General features: G+C 65.5%; 16 protein-coding genes. All 16 read left to right on the top strand.

Translation table 11 applies throughout. The features are described from left to right. Positions 1-1,275 carry a phage minor head protein gene (locus WKB25_RS08070; RefSeq protein ID WP_340569888.1) on the top strand — a complete coding sequence of 425 codons (1,275 nt, stop codon included), beginning with the start codon at positions 1-3 and terminating at the stop codon, positions 1,273-1,275. After that, positions 1,275-1,850 carry a phage virion morphogenesis protein gene (locus WKB25_RS08065; protein WP_242880466.1) on the top strand — a complete coding sequence of 192 codons (576 nt, stop codon included), beginning with the start codon at positions 1,275-1,277 and terminating at the stop codon, positions 1,848-1,850. The genes WKB25_RS08070 and WKB25_RS08065 overlap by 1 nt, the downstream gene beginning before the upstream one ends. Before the next feature lie 225 nt (positions 1,851-2,075). Beyond that, entirely contained in the window at positions 2,076-3,230 is a 1,155-nt protein-coding gene (locus WKB25_RS08060) for a hypothetical protein (protein WP_340569887.1), read from the top strand. A 64-nt stretch (positions 3,231-3,294) separates the two neighbouring features. Next, a complete protein-coding gene (locus WKB25_RS08055) occupies positions 3,295-3,654 on the top strand; it encodes a capsid cement protein (protein WP_340569885.1) in 360 nt (119 codons plus the stop codon). 54 nt (positions 3,655-3,708) lie between these two features. Continuing rightward, positions 3,709-4,659, top strand: coding sequence for a major capsid protein (locus tag WKB25_RS08050; RefSeq protein WP_340569884.1), 951 nt, complete (start codon positions 3,709-3,711; stop codon positions 4,657-4,659). Positions 4,660-4,819: 160 nt separating this feature from the next. Beyond that, entirely contained in the window at positions 4,820-5,308 is a 489-nt protein-coding gene (locus WKB25_RS08045) for a hypothetical protein (protein WP_340569883.1), read from the top strand. 8 nt (positions 5,309-5,316) lie between these two features. After that, positions 5,317-5,847, top strand: a complete 531-nt coding sequence (locus WKB25_RS08040) for a DUF1320 domain-containing protein (RefSeq protein ID WP_340569882.1) — start codon at positions 5,317-5,319, stop codon at positions 5,845-5,847. Beyond that, entirely contained in the window at positions 5,844-6,323 is a 480-nt protein-coding gene (locus tag WKB25_RS08035) for a hypothetical protein (protein WP_340569881.1), read from the top strand. The genes WKB25_RS08040 and WKB25_RS08035 overlap by 4 nt, the downstream gene beginning before the upstream one ends. Continuing rightward, positions 6,320-6,481: a hypothetical protein gene (locus WKB25_RS08030; protein WP_340569880.1), complete on the top strand. Its 162-nt coding sequence runs from the start codon at positions 6,320-6,322 to the stop codon at positions 6,479-6,481. The genes WKB25_RS08035 and WKB25_RS08030 overlap by 4 nt, the downstream gene beginning before the upstream one ends. Before the next feature lie 2 nt (positions 6,482-6,483). Continuing rightward, positions 6,484-7,248, top strand: coding sequence for a hypothetical protein (locus WKB25_RS08025; RefSeq protein WP_340569879.1), 765 nt, complete (start codon positions 6,484-6,486; stop codon positions 7,246-7,248). Next, the gene (locus tag WKB25_RS08020; protein ID WP_340569878.1) at positions 7,248-7,766 is read left to right on the top strand and encodes a DUF6631 family protein; all 519 of its coding nucleotides are present in this window, start codon (positions 7,248-7,250) and stop codon (positions 7,764-7,766) included. Before WKB25_RS08025 ends, WKB25_RS08020 begins: the two co-directional genes overlap by 1 nt. 126 nt (positions 7,767-7,892) lie before the next feature. Then, positions 7,893-11,450 carry a phage tail length tape measure family protein gene (locus tag WKB25_RS08015; protein WP_340569877.1) on the top strand — a complete coding sequence of 1,186 codons (3,558 nt, stop codon included), beginning with the start codon at positions 7,893-7,895 and terminating at the stop codon, positions 11,448-11,450. Between the two features lie 44 nt (positions 11,451-11,494). Then, a complete protein-coding gene (locus WKB25_RS08010) occupies positions 11,495-12,430 on the top strand; it encodes a hypothetical protein (protein ID WP_340569876.1) in 936 nt (311 codons plus the stop codon). A gap of 3 nt (positions 12,431-12,433) precedes the next feature. Beyond that, positions 12,434-13,414, top strand: a complete 981-nt coding sequence (locus WKB25_RS08005) for a hypothetical protein (RefSeq protein ID WP_340569875.1) — start codon at positions 12,434-12,436, stop codon at positions 13,412-13,414. After that, entirely contained in the window at positions 13,414-15,117 is a 1,704-nt protein-coding gene (locus WKB25_RS08000) for a hypothetical protein (RefSeq protein WP_340569874.1), read from the top strand. The genes WKB25_RS08005 and WKB25_RS08000 overlap by 1 nt, the downstream gene beginning before the upstream one ends. Beyond that, positions 15,114-15,896 (top strand): phage BR0599 family protein, encoded by a 783-nt coding sequence (locus tag WKB25_RS07995; RefSeq protein ID WP_340569873.1) that lies wholly within the window; start codon positions 15,114-15,116, stop codon positions 15,894-15,896. Before WKB25_RS08000 ends, WKB25_RS07995 begins: the two co-directional genes overlap by 4 nt. The last annotated feature ends 6 nt before the right edge of the window (positions 15,897-15,902 follow it).

The raw sequence follows: 15,902 nt of genomic DNA, 5'->3' as shown, positions 1-15,902 counted from the left end.
ATGGCGACCGTGGGCTATGGCCAAGTTCCCTTTGAGCAGCAGATCGCGTTCTTCCGTCGCAAGCGCAACATCGTCACGGAAAGCTGGCTGGACGTATGGGAGTCGGAGCATGACCAGGGTTTCATGGTCGCCGGCGCCAACCGTGATGAGCTGGTGGCGGACTTTGCCACGGCGATCCGCAAGGCCATCGACGATGGAGTGACGCTGGAGCAGTTCCGTCGTGATTTCGACCGCATCGTCGCCACACATGGCTGGGACTACAACGGTGGACGCAACTGGCGCTCCCGCGTCATCTACGAAACCAACCTGCGCCAGAGCTACAACGCGGGCCGATGGCATCAGCTGCAGGCCCTGAAGAAGTCCAGGCCGTGGTGGCGCTACCGCCACAGCGACGCAGTCGAGACGCCCCGGCCACTGCACCAGGCCTGGGATGGCATGGTTCTGCACTGTGATGATCCGTGGTGGCAGTGGTTCTTCCCGGCCAACGGCTGGGGCTGCCAGTGCTATGTCGAGGCGCTGAACGATCGTGACCTGACGCGGCTGGGTAAGGACGGCCCAGACACAGCGCCTGCGATCGAGTTTGAACAGCGCATGGTCGGGCAGCGAAGTCCCGGCGGTCCGTTCCTGGTGGAAACGCCGGTGGGCGTGGATCCCGGTTTCGGCTATGCCCCCGGCCGCAGTCTGGACGGTTGGCCGATTCGCAGGGGCGGACCACAAACGCCTCCTGCGCTGGGCAGCGGTATCGAGGAAGCGCTACAGGCCGCGCTGCGCCGAAATGTGCGCCTGCCGGCCACGCCAGCAGCGCGCACCGCTACTCAGGTGCTGGAGCGCCCCCGTGCGCTGGACGCGCTGCAGGCCGGCCTAAGCGAATGGCGCGCGGCTGCAGCGGCTGGTCGCGCGCATTCGAGCCGGTATCTCGTTGGCGCCCTCCAGGTCAGTGCAGTCGATGCTCTGTCAAGCAAGGCGGCCGAACTGGGGTCGGCCGCGATCGCCGTTGAGGCAGCCGAGGTATTGGACCGGGTGCCAGCGGCATACCTTCCATCGCTGGCGAACGCGCTGCGATCGCCATTCGCTCTTCTATATGACGCCGCGAGCAGCATCGTGCGCTTCGTGCTTCAAGGTGATCGGCGGCAGCGCCTTGTCGTCGACGTTCGGATCCAAGGAAGCGCCGCCATGCCCAACCTGATCCAGGATGCCAGCGTCGTTTCGTCGGTGGATCTTCGTCGCCTGGTCGACCGTGGAAGCTGGCAGCTGATCCAGGGCGGGATTCCCTAATGGCCGCGCGCGTCGAGATCACCAAGGACACAGCAGGCCCCGCGCTTCGCAGCGCGGCCAAGGGCCTGCGCAACGATGCACTGCAGCCGATGCTTGAGGACATCGGCGAGTACCTCCTGCGTTCAACGCGGGACCGAGCAGCACGCCAGGTGTCACCGGACGGCGCGCCTTGGGCGCCGCTCTCCCCAAGCTATCGACGCCAGAAGGAGCGCAAGCGTCCTGGCGTTCCGATGCTCCGCTTTGACTTCCATATGCTCGGCGACCAGCTCGCGCATCAGGTGGTAGGCGACACGCTGCTGGTCGGCACCAACGCGCCCTACGGGGCTGTCCACCAGTTCGGAGCGACGATCAATCGCCCTGCACGATCCACGCAGGTGTACTTCCGGCAGGGCCGGGACGGCGAAGTCGGTACGCAGTTCGTGAAGCGCCGACAATCCAACTTCGCTCAGTGGGTCACCTTGCCGGCGTACACCATCGGCATTCCCGCACGCCCCTGGCTCGGTCTGTCCAACGAGGACGAGCAAGAGGTCGTCCTCATTGCCTCCGATCACGTGGCCGGGTTGTTTTCCGAGTGAGCGCGACAGCGCGCCGCTGCGCCCGATGGCGCGCTGAGTGGCACGGTGGTGCATCGCTCGGGTGCCGCAGGTGTCAGACACCGCTTTCTGCGTGATCCTTCCCGCATCGAACGCACCTATGCCAGCGTGCGTATCGAAGCCGCCAAAACTCGCACGCGCGCGACGTCCGAAAAGCTGTGAACCCGTGCATATGACCTGACGCGATCGCGACAGGAACATGGCGGCATGAACCAGCCCGCCGCAGCTCTCGAAATCTTCAAGGCCGGAACGCACGTCGCCGAGGACGGTCGCTCCTTTACGTTCAGCGCAGCCGACGTTCAGCAGATCGCGCAGACCTATAGCGTCGACTTGCATGAGGCGCCGATCGTTGTCGGTCATCCCAAGGCCGACCTGCCGGCATACGGCTGGGGTAAATCCCTGGAGTGTCGCGACGGCGTGCTGTTCGCCGAGCCGCACCAGGTCGACCCCGATTTCGCCGGCATGGTGAACAAGGGGCGCTTCAAGAAGATCAGTGCATCAATCTTCCTTCCCGACACGCCTGGCAATCCGACACCCGGCAAGTTCTATCTGCGGCACATCGGTTTCCTGGGCGCGCAGCCGCCAGCAGTGAAGGGCCTGAAGTCCGCGTCCTTCTCCGAGGGCGAAGAGGCGGTTTGCTTCTCGCAGCCGCTCGCCCGCCTGGGCTGGACGTTGAGCAGCTTGCTGCAGTCGATGCGCGATTACCTCATCGACCGCGATGGATTGGAAACCGCCGACAAGCTCATCCCGCAATGGCAGATCCGCGAGGTCACGGAAAGCACCCGTGACCCGGACGAGCGTTCGGGATTGCAACCCACCGCCTTCGCGGCACCCACCGATGAACGAACAACGGAGATTCACATGTCCCAGCAGACCTCGGAACAGATCGCCCAGCGCCAGCAGGAGCTGGACCAGCAGACTTCCGCCCTGGATGCGCGCGAGAAAGCGCTTGCCGCACGGGAGGCAGGTGCGCGTCGCGAAGACGTCACCAACTTTGCCGAGGGCCTGGTCAACGACGGCAAGCTGCTGCCGCGCCAGAAGGCAGGTGTGGTCGAGCTGCTGCTGGCGCTGCCGGCCGGTGGTCAGCCGCTGAACTTCGCCGAGGGCGAAACCCAGGTCACCAAACCCGCCGAGTCAGTCCTGCGCGAGCTGCTGTCCAGCCTGCCCAAGGCCATCGATTTCAGCGAGAAGTCCGGCGGCGGCCTTCCCGACATTTCCGCTCCGGCCGATTTCGCCACGCCGGGCGGCGGCCTGCAGGTCGATGCCGCCGGCATGGAACTGCATCGCAAGGCACTTGCCTTCCAGCAGACCAACCCCGGCGTGAAGTACCTGGACGCGGTGAAGGCCGTCGGCGGCCGCTGATCGCCAACGACAACCAGGCACCACCCAGACCATTCGCAGCTATAGGCGCCAGGAGCGCACGACCATGACCCAGAAGATTGCTCTGCTTTCCCTCTCCATCGCCGCCACGGCCGCACTGGCCGGCGAGCGCTTTGTCGGCGCAGCTGGCGCCTATGCCACCGCCGCCGGAAACACCTTCGGCGTGACTACCACCGAGGCAAAGGTCGGCGACCTGGTCACGACCGACGTGCTGGGCACGTCGGTCGTGACCGCCGGCGGCGCGATTGCCAAGAACGCGTATGTGCAGGTCGGCAGTGATGGCAAGGCGGTTGCCCTTACGACCGGCGTCGCCGTCGCACAGGCGCTGCAGGCCGCAGCTGCCGATGGCGACCGCATCGAAGTGCTGCTGATCCAGAACGCGCCGACCCCGGCACCGGCTGGCTAAGCCAAACGCCACAGCGGCACACCCACACCTTCGTCGAATCCAAGAGACCCAGTCATGTCCCAGCAAACGCTCGCCCAGTCCCGCGTCATCGACCCCATCCTGACCACCCACGCGCAGGGTTACCTGCGCCCGGGCAACGTGGGTCGCTTCCTCTTCCCGATCGCCACGGTGCGTGCCTACGGCGGCCAGATCCTGGAGTTCGGCAAGGAGAGCTTCCGCCGCTACAACACCAAGCGCGCGCCGGGCTCGGCAACCAAGCGCGTCACCTTCGGTTACGCCGGCAAGCCCTACGCGATCACGCCGGCGGGGCTGGAAGCGCTGGTACCGGACGAAAATTCGAACGACGCAGCCCAGGTGCCGGGGCTCGATCTGGCCAGCGACGCGGTCGACGTCGTCCTGGATACCCACGAGCTGGCACATGAGTACGAGTGCGCTGAACTCGCCCGCGACGCCAGCAAGTACGACAACGACCACAAGATCGCCCTGCTCGCCGCCGATCGCTGGACGGCTGATGGAAGCGATCCGACCCAGGATATCGGCAAGGCCAAGAACGCGGTGCGCGGCTCGATCGGCGTGCGCCCCAACACCGTTCTGCTGTCGGCCTCGTCCTTCGCTGCCCTGGAAGCCAACAAGTCGATCATCGATCGACTGAAGTACACCGGACGTGACTCGGTGACTGCGGAGCTGCTGGCCAAGCTGTGGAACGTGCAGAACGTGGTCGTCGGTGAGGCCGTGGGCGCGAGCGGCCAGGACGACGCCCTCAGCGACGTCTGGGGCAACGACGTGATCGTGGCCTACGTGGCCCCGCCGACCGGTGGCAACAGTCGCAGCAACGCCCGCCCGAGCTATGGCTACACGTACTCGATCACCGGCATGCCGCTGGTCCGCAAGCCGTATCGCGATGAGAACGCTCGCTCCTGGGTGTACCCGGTGGACGCCGATCGTACGCCGGTGATGAGCGGCATGCTCGCCGGCTACCTGATCCAGGGCGCTGGCGCGGAGTAACAACAACCCGGTCGCTGGTGACAGGACTGTCCCCAGAGCGGCCGACGCCACACCAAGAGCGGCAGCGGCACCAGGCGAACGCGGGCCTGGCAGTGCGGAGCACAGCGAACCATGCGTGACAGCCGGAGAGCACGGCGCCATCTATTCGGAGATCCTCGTCGTGGCCAAGCCCCGCACTGCGCCGCCCAGCGCACCCAAGACCGTCCAGGACAGCAAGCCGGCCGCCGCGCCGGCCGTCACGGAAGAGAAGCCCGTAGCGATCGCCACGGCACAGTTGGATCCTCCGGCCGATGCCGATTCCGAGATCGATGTCGGCGCCGCCGCATCGTCGGACTTGACCGCCGACCCGGCGCTGGCACCGGCTGAGAACGATCAGGCTCCTGGCGCCGGCGGCGACGTTACCGCGTCTGTACCGCCGGCCACCGCTGAAGCCAGTGGCGCGGCCGGTGCCGCTGATGCCGCCGGCGTGAGTTCGCACGATGCCGACGCGCCGGCACGCGTCTGTTTTGAAGTGCTGACTCCGTTCAAGTTCAAGGGGCACCCCGTCAAGCCTCCGGCCTGGATCGAAATCTCCGAGGACGACGCGGCGATCTACCAGGATGCTGGCGTCCTCGGCACCGAGCCGGCCGAACCCTTCGACCACGTCTGAGGGCCGCCATGTCCTACTGCACGCTGCCCCTGCTGTCGGCCGCCAAACTCGCCAGGGAACTGGCCGAGGTGGCCACGCCGGAGCGCTTCCGCATCGTCGATGAGGCACTGATGGACGCCACGCTCCTCGGCGAGGACCGCAGTGCCTACGATCCTGCAGACGTTGCGATCGCCGACCAGGCTGCAGCGCACGTGCAGCGCGCCCTGGACGACGCCGACGGCTTAATCAATGGCTACCTGGTCGTGCGCAAGCCGGTGCCTTACACCGTGCCGCTCAACCCGGTGCCGACGATCGTCCCGACGTGGGCACGCTGGATCGCCCGCTACCTGCTGCACAAGGATCGGGTCAACACCGAAGACCGGACGGACCCGGTGGTGCGCGACTACAAGGAAGCACTGCGATTTCTGGAACTGACCAGGGACGGCAAGTTCTCGCTGGGCGTGGACGATCCGCTTCCGCCTCCGAGCAGTGGTTCGCCTGAGTGGTGCGCGCCGGCGCGACAGTTCACCCACGCCACGCTGGAGGACTACGGCAAGTGAGCGCCGCGCCCTTCGACGTCGAGCTGGTCCGTGAGCGCCTGGTGGCGGCCAAGCTGCTGGAGAACCAGACGCTGCGGTCTATCAAAGGCGCGGCCGACTACCACGCCGTGCAGTCGCTCCAGGACTTCCCGGCGCCCTGTGCCTACCTGGTACTGGCCCGAGAAAAGGCGGTTTCCCAGCAGCAGGGCGTGGCTCCTCCGGGCCAGCAGGTGCCGAGCAGCCAGATCGCCTACGCCAGCTTTGCTGTCGTCGTCGCGGCGCGGAACTACCGGGATCAGCGGGGCGAGCAGGTCGCCCAGGATCTGCAGGCGGTGCTGGCCGCCATTCGCGGAGCGCTGATTGGCTGGGTTCCCAACCTGCCGGGCGCGCGCGCCTGCCAGTTCGTCCAGGGCGACATGCAGGACTACAACGCCAGCGTCGCCCTGTGGGCCGACATCTATCAAACGCAGCACATCATCAAAGGAGCAGCGCGGTGAACGAAGCACCCGTCCAGAAGCTGGTCGAAGTCACCCTCGACAAGCCCCACACCCACGCCGGCGTCCAGTACGACGCCAAGGCCAAGATCAAGGTGTCCGAAGCCGATCGCGAGTGGTTGGTCGCGAACCGCGTGGTCGCCGATACGAAGGAGAAGTAACGATGTCCGGTACCGGTTCCCTTTTCTCGCTGCAGGGCTACATCCGCAGCGCCGACGTCCAGGCCGATGGCAAGATCGGTAAGTTGCGCTGGCTCGGCAACGTTCCCGAAGCCACTCTGGAGCTTTCGACCAACAGCACCGACAAGACCGACTCGTTCTCCGGCAAGCGCCTGCAGCTCGGCCGCCTGGACACCGGCACTACCGCTGCGCTGAACCTGACGCTGGACTACTGGTCCTCCGCCAACCTCGCGCTGGGCTTCCAGGCAACAGTGGCGGACATCGCCGCCGCCACGGTGACCGGCGAGGTGTTCCCGACCGGCCTGGTGGTGGGTGACCAGGTGCGCCTGGACCATCCGTTCGCGTCCGCCCTGGTGCTCACCGACAGCGCCACCACGCCGGCCACTGTGCCGCCCGCGAACTACGGGCTGGTGGGGCATAGCCAGAGCGTCGTCGAAGTGAAGGAGATCGGCTCTTTCCAGCAGCCGTTCAAAGCGGCCTACAGCTACGAGGGGGTGGAGAACACCGTGCTGTTCTCCGCTCCGGGCAAAGTACAGTTCCTGCAGTTTGACGGCATCAACACCGAGACCGGTGATGCTGTGGTCATCGAACTGTGGCGCGCACGCTTTGCCCCGGTGCAGTCGCTGGGCCTGATTAACCAGGAGTACGGCAACCTGGCTCTGTCGGCCGCCATCCTGTTCGATCCGGCCCGCGCCAGCGATCCGGTGCTGGGTGGCTTCGGTCGCCTGTTGCAGAAGAAGGCCGCCTGATGGCCAGGAAGGTCGAGGACGCGGCCAAGAAGGGAGCGCCCAGGACGGGCGCTCCCGACGAGCTGGCCATCCTGCACCCGGAGGGCACGACGGTGATCGGCGGACGCGAAATCACCGTGCGCGAGTACGGCTTCGTGGAAGCCGCTCGGCTGGACCGTCACATCCGCCCGCTGATCGAGGGGCTGCATCACGCGTTCGGTGATGCGACTGCAATCCCGAGCATGGAAGCCGTCGCCGAAGTGTTGGCCACCAACATCGACGACGTGCTGGTGCTGATCGCTGCTGCGACGGACCAGGACAAGGAATGGATCTCTGGCCTCAGCTATCGCGACGGCGAGCAGCTGCAGCTGCTGTGGTGGCGGGTGAACGGCCATTTTTTCATCGAACGCCTGATGCGAAAGGTAGCGGCCGAGCGGCTGGCAAGGTCATTGGCTGGGCCCAGCTCTACTCAATCCTCATCCGGGCGGGCTACGGACGAACCCCCGCCGAAATCGGGCGATACACCCAGCGGCAGCTGATGCTCTTCCTGCGGGAAGAGGACAGGCGCAGCCGCAGGGAGCGCCGCGCCAGGCTGCACGACATCAACGCCGCATTCGCTGGTGGCGCCGTAGCCAAGGATCTATCCAAGCAACTGGAGTAATCACGTGAACCGCAACGCCGGCAACATGGAACTGGCCCTCAAGATCCGAGCGGACCTCGGGCAGGCCGGCAGCGCGGTCCAAGCCCTGGACAAGGATCTGGAGAAGATTGGCGGCTCGGCGCAGAAGGCAGCCGACGGCTTGGCCAAGGTCGGTAATGCCAAGGGCGTTGCCGAAACTGGTAAGGCGGCAGAGACAGCGGCCGCCGGTCTGCAGCGTCAGGGTGAGACCGCCGAGCAGGCGGCCAAACGCATCCAGGACATGGTGCAGGCATCGCTGGACTACAAGCGGGCGCTAGATGCTCAAGTACAGTCGAGCCAGTCCAACAGCGAAGCGACGTCGCGGCACGCCGCCGCCACCGCCGAGCAGGCGCGCGCCTCACGCGAGGCCGTTCAGGCGGCCTATGCCTCTCAGGCCACCACAACCCAGCAGATCCAGTCCATCTCTGAGCTGCAGCAGCGCGTCGAGCGCGGCGCACGCTCGTTCGAAGACCTGGCCGAGACCGAGCAGCTGCTCGACCGCAACATGCGCGCCGGCTTGGTTTCGGTCGAAGAGCAGGTCGAGATCTTCGGCAAGTTGGATAAGCAAGAGAAACAGCTGCAGGCCAGCAAGGAGCAGACGGCGGCCTCCCGTGCCAAGGAAGAGCGTCAGATGCAGCAGCTGCTGCGCGCCTACGATCCTGCGCACGCCGCCCTGGTCAGGCTCGACGCTGACGAGGCGAAGCTGAAGAAATCGGTCGATGCCGGCACGATCTCGCGTGAGGCATACAACCGCGCAATGGTGGGCATCGCCAGCCAGCGTGCCCACTGGCAGCAGCTGAGCGACGGCGTCGATCTGGCCGATCGGCGTATGCGCAACCTCAGCCTCTCGGCCCGTGAGGTGCGCACCAGCTTGGCCGGCGTCGGCGCCAATCTCCTGCAGGGCAATGTCTCCGGCGCCGGCAGCATGCTGCTCAACCTGGGCAGTCGCAGCGCGGCCGGCTTCGGCCTCCTCGGCGCAGCCATTGGTGGCACCGTGGCCACGCTGGGTCTGTTCGCCGCCGCCGCGTACAAGGGCTATCAGGAGAACCGCGCCCTGGAGCTGTCCCTGATCGCTACCGGCAACGCGGCGGGGACGACGGCCGGACACCTGGCTGAGCTGCGCAATCAGGTGGGTGGCACCACTGGCGAGTACGGCAAGGCCCAGCAGGCATTGAATGGCCTGGCCGGCTCCGGCCGGATTGCGAGCGATTCGCTCGGCGAGGCGGCCGAGGCAGCGGTGAACCTGTCCAAGCTCACCGGCGACAGCATTGAGAACACGACCGCCAAGATCATCGCCCTGGCCAAGGCCCCGTCGGCGACGCTTGCCGAACTGAACGAGCAGTACAACTTCCTCACGCTGGAGGTGTACGACCACGTGCGCGCCCTGGAGGATCAGGGGCGCCAAACCGATGCTGCGCGGCTGGCCATCAGCGCGTTCGCCGAAGTGCACAAACAGAGGATCGAAGAAGCCCGCCAGTCGGCGGGGTTCCTGGAGCAGGCCTGGGAAGGCGTCAAGGGCGCGGTACTGCGCACCTGGCAGGCCATGAAGGACGTCGGCCGCACGGACGTGGAGGCGCGCCTCAGCTCGCTCCGCGAGGATCTGGCGTTCTTCCAGTCGCTGCGCAACAGCCCGATTCCGGGTGATGCAACCCGTGGCGCTGCAGGCGAGCAGCAGACCAAGGCGCGCATCGCGGCGCTGGAGTCGGAGAAGGCGGCCCTGGAGCAGCGGGCTGCGGCTGACAAGGCCAACCAGGACGTTCAGACCAAGGCAGTAGCTGCATCGAAGGCAATCCAGGATCAGCTCGACAGCGGCGCGCCGAAGGCTGAGAAGATGGCCAAGGCCGTCGATGAGCTGGGGAAAAAATTCCGCGCATTGCGTGACGGGGCTGCGGCTGGCAACACGGACCCGGCGCTGCTGCGCGATGTCGTCTTCGGTGCCGATGGCAGCATCAAAGGCGGCGCCTACGACAAGGCCCTCAAGCAGCTTGAGGAGCAGTACAAGGACCGCAGCCGTACGCGGAAGCCGGGCAAAACCGACGGCGAAAAGGCCGACACTGCGGCTCAACGTGAGCTGGACAACCTCGCCAAGCAGGTCTCCATGCTGGGCGACCTGCAGGAGGGTGAAACCAAGGCCGGCGAAGCGGCACGGATCCGCTACGAAATCGAGAGCGGCGCCTACAAGAATGCCAGCGAGACGCTCAAGTCCCAGCTGGTCGACCAGGCACAGTTGTTGGACAGCGAACGCCAGCGCGTTGAGATGGCCAAGCGCATGGTCGACGTCCGCCTGCAGCTGGCCCAGCTGCAGGGCGCCGGCCAGGACGCCGAGGTGGCCAGAACGGTCAAGGAGCTGGGGCGCCTGCAGCAGCAGCTGGACAACGTCGGCAAGAGCGCCGAGGCGGCCGACGTCGCCAAACTGATGAAGCTCACCGAGGCCAGCGCCCAGCTCAAGGGTGTGCAGGAGACCTACAACCGCACGATGGGCCAGGTCGGGCTGGAGCAGCAGCGCATCCAGGTCGAACTGCAGGCGGGGCTGATCACCGAGGCCGACGCCCAACAGCGCATCGTGAACCTGTACCAAGCCAAGTTGGTCACCCTGCGCGACCTGGTGCCGCAGATGCGGGCAGCAGCGACCGCGCTCGGTAATCCGGAGGCCCTGGCTGCGGTCGAACAGATCGAGCTGAAGCTGCGGGAGATGGCCGAGACCACCAACCTCCTGCAGCAGAACGTTCGCACCACCTTCCAGAGCGCGTTCAAGGACGCGTTCATGTCGCTGGCGACCGGCAACGCGTCCCTGGGCGAGACAGTCCGGTCCTTCTTCGTGTCCGTGTCGACCGGCCTGGCCGAGTTCGTGGCTGATCAGTGGTCGCAGGCGTTGGCCAACCGCATTACCTCGATGGTGTTCGACAAGGGCGTCGATGCCGGCACTGACGTCGCCAGTGCCGCTGCCACGCAGGCGTCTGCAGCTGCCCTGTCCAGCGCAGCCGCAGGCGTCACCGCTGGCGCCACCGCCGTGGCCACCAGCGCCACCGCACTGAGTACGTCTGGCGCCGGCCTGATCAGTGGCGCAGCGGCCGTTACGGCCGCAGCTATTCAGATGCAGTCGGCGGCGGCGGCAATGGCTGCAGCCAATGCAATTGGCGCAGCATCAAGCTTCGCCACCGGTGGCTACACCGGCCCTGGCGGCAAGTACCAGTACGCAGGCAGTGTCCATGCGGGTGAGTTTGTCCACCGCCAGGAGGTCGTGCGCCAACCGGGTGCGCTGGCATTCCTTTCGGCCTTCAACCAGATCGGCATGGCGGCCATCGATCGCTGGCGCGGTTACGCCGAGGGCGGCGCAGTTACGCCGATGATCGCCAACACGCCCATGTTCACCGCCGCGTCGCCTACGCCGGTGGCAGCGGCCGCGCAGCTGGGTCTACGCGTGATCAACCAGGTGTCGCCAGACCTGCTCGACCAGTACCTGGACGACCCGGGCAGCGACACCACCGTCATCAACAAGATCAGCCGCAACTCTGCGGCGATCCGACAAGTATTGGGACTCTGAGCATGGCCTGGAAAAGCGGCACGGCCGCCAACGTCAACGATCTGTTGCTGCAGCTGCGCGACTTCCTGACCTCCGACCCCGCACTGGTCGCGGCGGACCAGCAGTGGACTGCGATCGGCGGGGCCATCTCCGGCCCTGTCGCTGCCAACGATTTCGTGTCGTTCAAAGGCAGGGGTCTGGCAGGGACCGATGAAATCTACCTGTCGCTGCAGGCTTACACCGACGTGTCCAACAGCTACTACACGCTGGCCCTGCGAGGGCACACCGCGTACAACCCGGCACTGCCGTCCATCGACCCGGTTGGCGCCAACAGCAACCACGTCGGCATGCCGTTGGTGAATTCCGCGTTCGTCTACTGGTTCATCGCCAACGGTCGGTGCTTCAAGGTCATCACCAGGGTCAATGGCCGCTACGATGCTCTGTACGCAGGTTTCATCCTCCCAGAGCATCTGCCGGAGGATTGGTCGTACCCGCTGTTCGTTGGCGCATCCAGCTACTCGCGGCTGAACCTTGCATCCGATGACAGCAACATGCACAGCAACTTCTGGAACCCATCGGCTTCCGGCACGTCCAATACCTCGCTGGCGCAGTCGTACCTGTTCTCCCCAATGCAGGCATGGGTTCCGATACGGAACACTTACAACATCAGCTACTCCAGTCAGACTGTCGGTCGGCTTACGGTGCCCTGGGCGCCGATCTGCAACAGCAATTATCGCCGCCTCCTGGACGGCACTGCATGGTTGCAACGTGGCCAACTACTGGCCGTCGCCTACCAGTCCGGAAGCCCTGATATCGGAACTGCCTTCGACCAGGTTCCAGAGGGCGGACAGTTCTATGGTGGATTCGATGGTGTGTTCTACACCCCGTCACTCGGTGCTGTCGCGGAGCAGCGCGTAACTGCTGGTGGCGTTGAACACCTGCTGATCCCCAACGTCTATCGCACAGGCGACGGGCAGTTCGCAGCCTTCGCCCTGGAGTAAGTCATGCCGTACATCGAACACGCCAATGTGGCCAATCTCCACACGTTGATTGATCTGATCGCGCAGTTCTGCGCGGCCAACGGTTGGACTGTGGAGCGCAACACACTCAGCGGCACCAACAGGACGATCACCCTGCGCATTCCGGGCGTGTCAGATTACGTCCATCTCTACAATACCGATCAGATCAGTCTGAAGAGCCGTGTGTCCGTCGGATTCTCGGCCGCTGCGGTCCCCGGATCACAGCCGAATGTTTCGCCATCAGATGGCAACAGCAACGTGCAAGCCGGCCCGTATCCTCGGCTCAAGCTGTTCGCCAATGGGACCGCTGTTCATGTCGCAATCTCGACGGCAACCGCTGGCGACTATCGTCATCACGCCTTCGGTGTCCTGCAGAAGGCTGGGGATTACGCTGGTGGCACGTATGCCGATGGAACCTATTGGGGCCAGTTAACTGGAACGTGGAGTGGCTACCTCACGTCCAACGGCAACAACAGGGCGCTGTTCGGTCACAACTCGTCGTCGACCGGTTGCGGGCATCTGCGCGCCGACTCGGTGGAGGATGGCCGAAGCAACAGCTTCCACCGCATCAGCAACTACTACAACGGAGCTTTGGGAGCGGAGGGCTCTGCATGCACCGGCATCGGTTCGCTCGGGCAGGCGACGACCACTTCATCCCAGTACGACCTCATGTGGCTGGGGCGCGCCTTGGGTGGTGCGGACGAGAACATTTTCTCAGGACGTAGCGTCTTCCACCCGATCACAATGTCCATTCGCCGTGCGGGCGCAACTCCGAATCTGTCCCCTGTGGGTGTGGTGGTTGGCACGCGCGCCTGCTCGATCGCCAAGCTGGAGCCGGAACAGGAGGTCACCATTGGCGATGAGACCTGGGTGGTATTTCCCTGGCTGCGCAAGCTCGCCATGAGTACTACCAGCAACGCGCCCCCAGCAACGGGGAACTATGGCTGGGCAGTGCGGAAGTCCTGATGGCGCTCATCCTTCCCGACGTCAGCAGCGTGGCAGGGTTCTGGCAAAGCCAGAACCTGGACATTCCACGCACTCCTTTCCCGTTGATGCCGACGCGCGCGTCTCTGTCACGGCCAGATCTGCGCTCGGGGCCGGCTGTGGCGGGTGCCATCGTTGTGCCCGACCAGCCGGTGGCCGGCTCGGCACTGCGAACCTCGCACGATGATTGGTTCTACAGGCTGCACGTTCTGCCCCTGCGCATCGACCTCGGCAACCTTGTGACAAACCAGGTTCGCTCAGTTCGTCTTTGGAACGCGTACTTCCAGCCACAGAATCTGTCGGCCGTTTCCCTCGACGGCGGCGAAGGCATCGACCTGACCGGCCCCGGAGCGCCGCCGCTGGTGTTCGCTCCGCTGCAGGTTCGGCAGTGGAGCCTTACCGTATCGACCGAGGGGCCCCCGATCATCACCGCCACGCTCACGTTCACGTTTAGCCTCTTGGGAGCCCGGGCGATCACCATCACCGGTAATCGCATGTCGGCGTGGATGCTTCCCCCGGACTGGGAGCGCCCAGTCACGGAAACCCTGGCGTGGGCCACGGACGTCCAGCAATCGGTCGGCGGTGGCGAAGCCCGATTTCCTCTACGTGGTGCGCCGAGGCGCTCTTGGGAGTTCAGCGTGCTGGCCGACCGGCGCGAGCGCCAGGTGCTCGAACACGCTCTGTTCGACTGGTCCGCGCGTACCTGGGCGCTGCCGGTCTGGAACGACGTGTCGTGGCTGCAGGCGCGCCTGGCGCTGGGTGTCCAATCCATTCCGGTGCAGGCCGCCGCCCATCGCGACTACCGGCCAGGCGGGCTGGCCATGCTCTGGAAGGACGTCACCACATACGAGCTGGTGGAAGTGGCAGACATTGCCGCCGACAGCCTGCAGCTTGCCCGCCCCACGGCGAATGCCTGGGCGCCTGGCACCCGCGTGTTGCCCTGCAGGACGGCTCGTATTGCCGAGACTCCCAGCCTGGAACGCGTGACCGACCAGGTCATGCGGTCGACCGTGCGCCTGGCTGCGGTGGAGACCTGCGACTGGCCGGCGGTGGCGCCGACTGCGGCCTATCGCGGTCGACCCGTGCTGGAGCAGCGCCCCGACCTCGACCAGACACAGACGGCCGAATTCGGTCGGCAGCTGGTGGTGATCGACGGTGACATCGGTCCGGTGACGATCGACGACATCAGCGGCAAGGCCTGGCCACTGCAGTCTCATGCGTGGCAGACCTGGGGCCGATCGGAGCAGGTCACCCTGCGCAGCTTGCTGTACTGGTTGCAGGGTCGCGCCTCGGCGCTATGGGTGCCATCCTGGGCTGACGACCTGGAGCTGGTTGAACCATCCCTGTCGACTTCCAGCGGCATCGTTGTCGCTTGGGCAGGTGTCGCCCGCTTCGGGCGTGCGCAGGCAGGTCGCCGGCATCTTCGCATCGAGCTGTTCGGCGGCCAGGTGCTGTACCGGCAGCTCATCCAGACGACCGAGCTGGATCCGCAGCGGGAGTTCCTCCAGCTGGACGTGCCGCATGGTGTCGCGCTGCAGCCGGACAACGTCCGGTTGATCAGCTGGATGGTGCTTGGGCGCCTCAGCTCCGACACGGTTGAGCTTTCCCATGAAACCGATGGCGAGGGTGTTGCACGTTGCCGCGTCTCCTTCGCCGGCGTTGGCGCCGAGGAGGCTGAGCCGTGAGCCTGTTTTCTCGCCACATCGAGCTGTACGAATTCGGCCGGGGGTCTGAGCGCTGGCGCTACACCTCAGCCGATCGGGCCGAAACCTACGATGCCCAGCAGTTTGTGGCCGCCGCCATCAAGCGTGGCCGCATTGGTCAGTCTTCCCAGGATGCGCGCTCCAACCTGGAGCTGACAGTGCCGCTGACACTGCCGCTGCTTTCCGTACTGCGCCCCTATCCACCGACCGAGCGGATCACCGTGCGCTGGCGCCGGATCCGCAAGAGCGACGGGGTCATCCGTGGCACTTGGAATGGGGTGCTGACCGACTGCAACGAACGGCAGAGCGACATGGTGCTCACCTGTCAGAGCAACGCCAACGCGGCCGCCACCAACGGATTGCGGCGCTGCTGGCAGGTGCTTTGCCCCTTTGCGGTGTTCGACCGCGATTGCGCCCTTAATCGCGAGGATTTTCGGATCGACGGCGTACTGACCGCTGCCACCACCTCTACCGTGTCGTCGACCGCATTCGCAGCCAAGCCGGATGGCTGGTTCCAGGGCGGATACATCATGTGGCGCCGAGGCACGGCCACCGAGTACCGATTTGTGACGGCGCATGTGGGCCCCACGCTCACGCTTCTGACTGCCTCGCCGCTGGCGGCGGGTGAGTTGGTTTCGGCCTATCCGGGCTGCGGCCACTCGCTCAAGGTCTGCCACGAGAAGTTCAACAACGCACCGAACTACGGCGGTCAGCACACGCTGCCGAAGAAGAATCCGTTCGGCCCTGATCCCATCTTCTGAGGAGCT

Origin of the sequence: Stenotrophomonas sp. G106K1 (assembly GCF_037969685.1) — a bacterium.
GTDB classification, from domain to species: Bacteria; Pseudomonadota; Gammaproteobacteria; order Xanthomonadales; family Xanthomonadaceae; genus Stenotrophomonas; species Stenotrophomonas lactitubi.
Note: the sequence above shows the minus strand (reverse complement) of the source record. Positions and strands in the feature narration are given on the sequence as shown.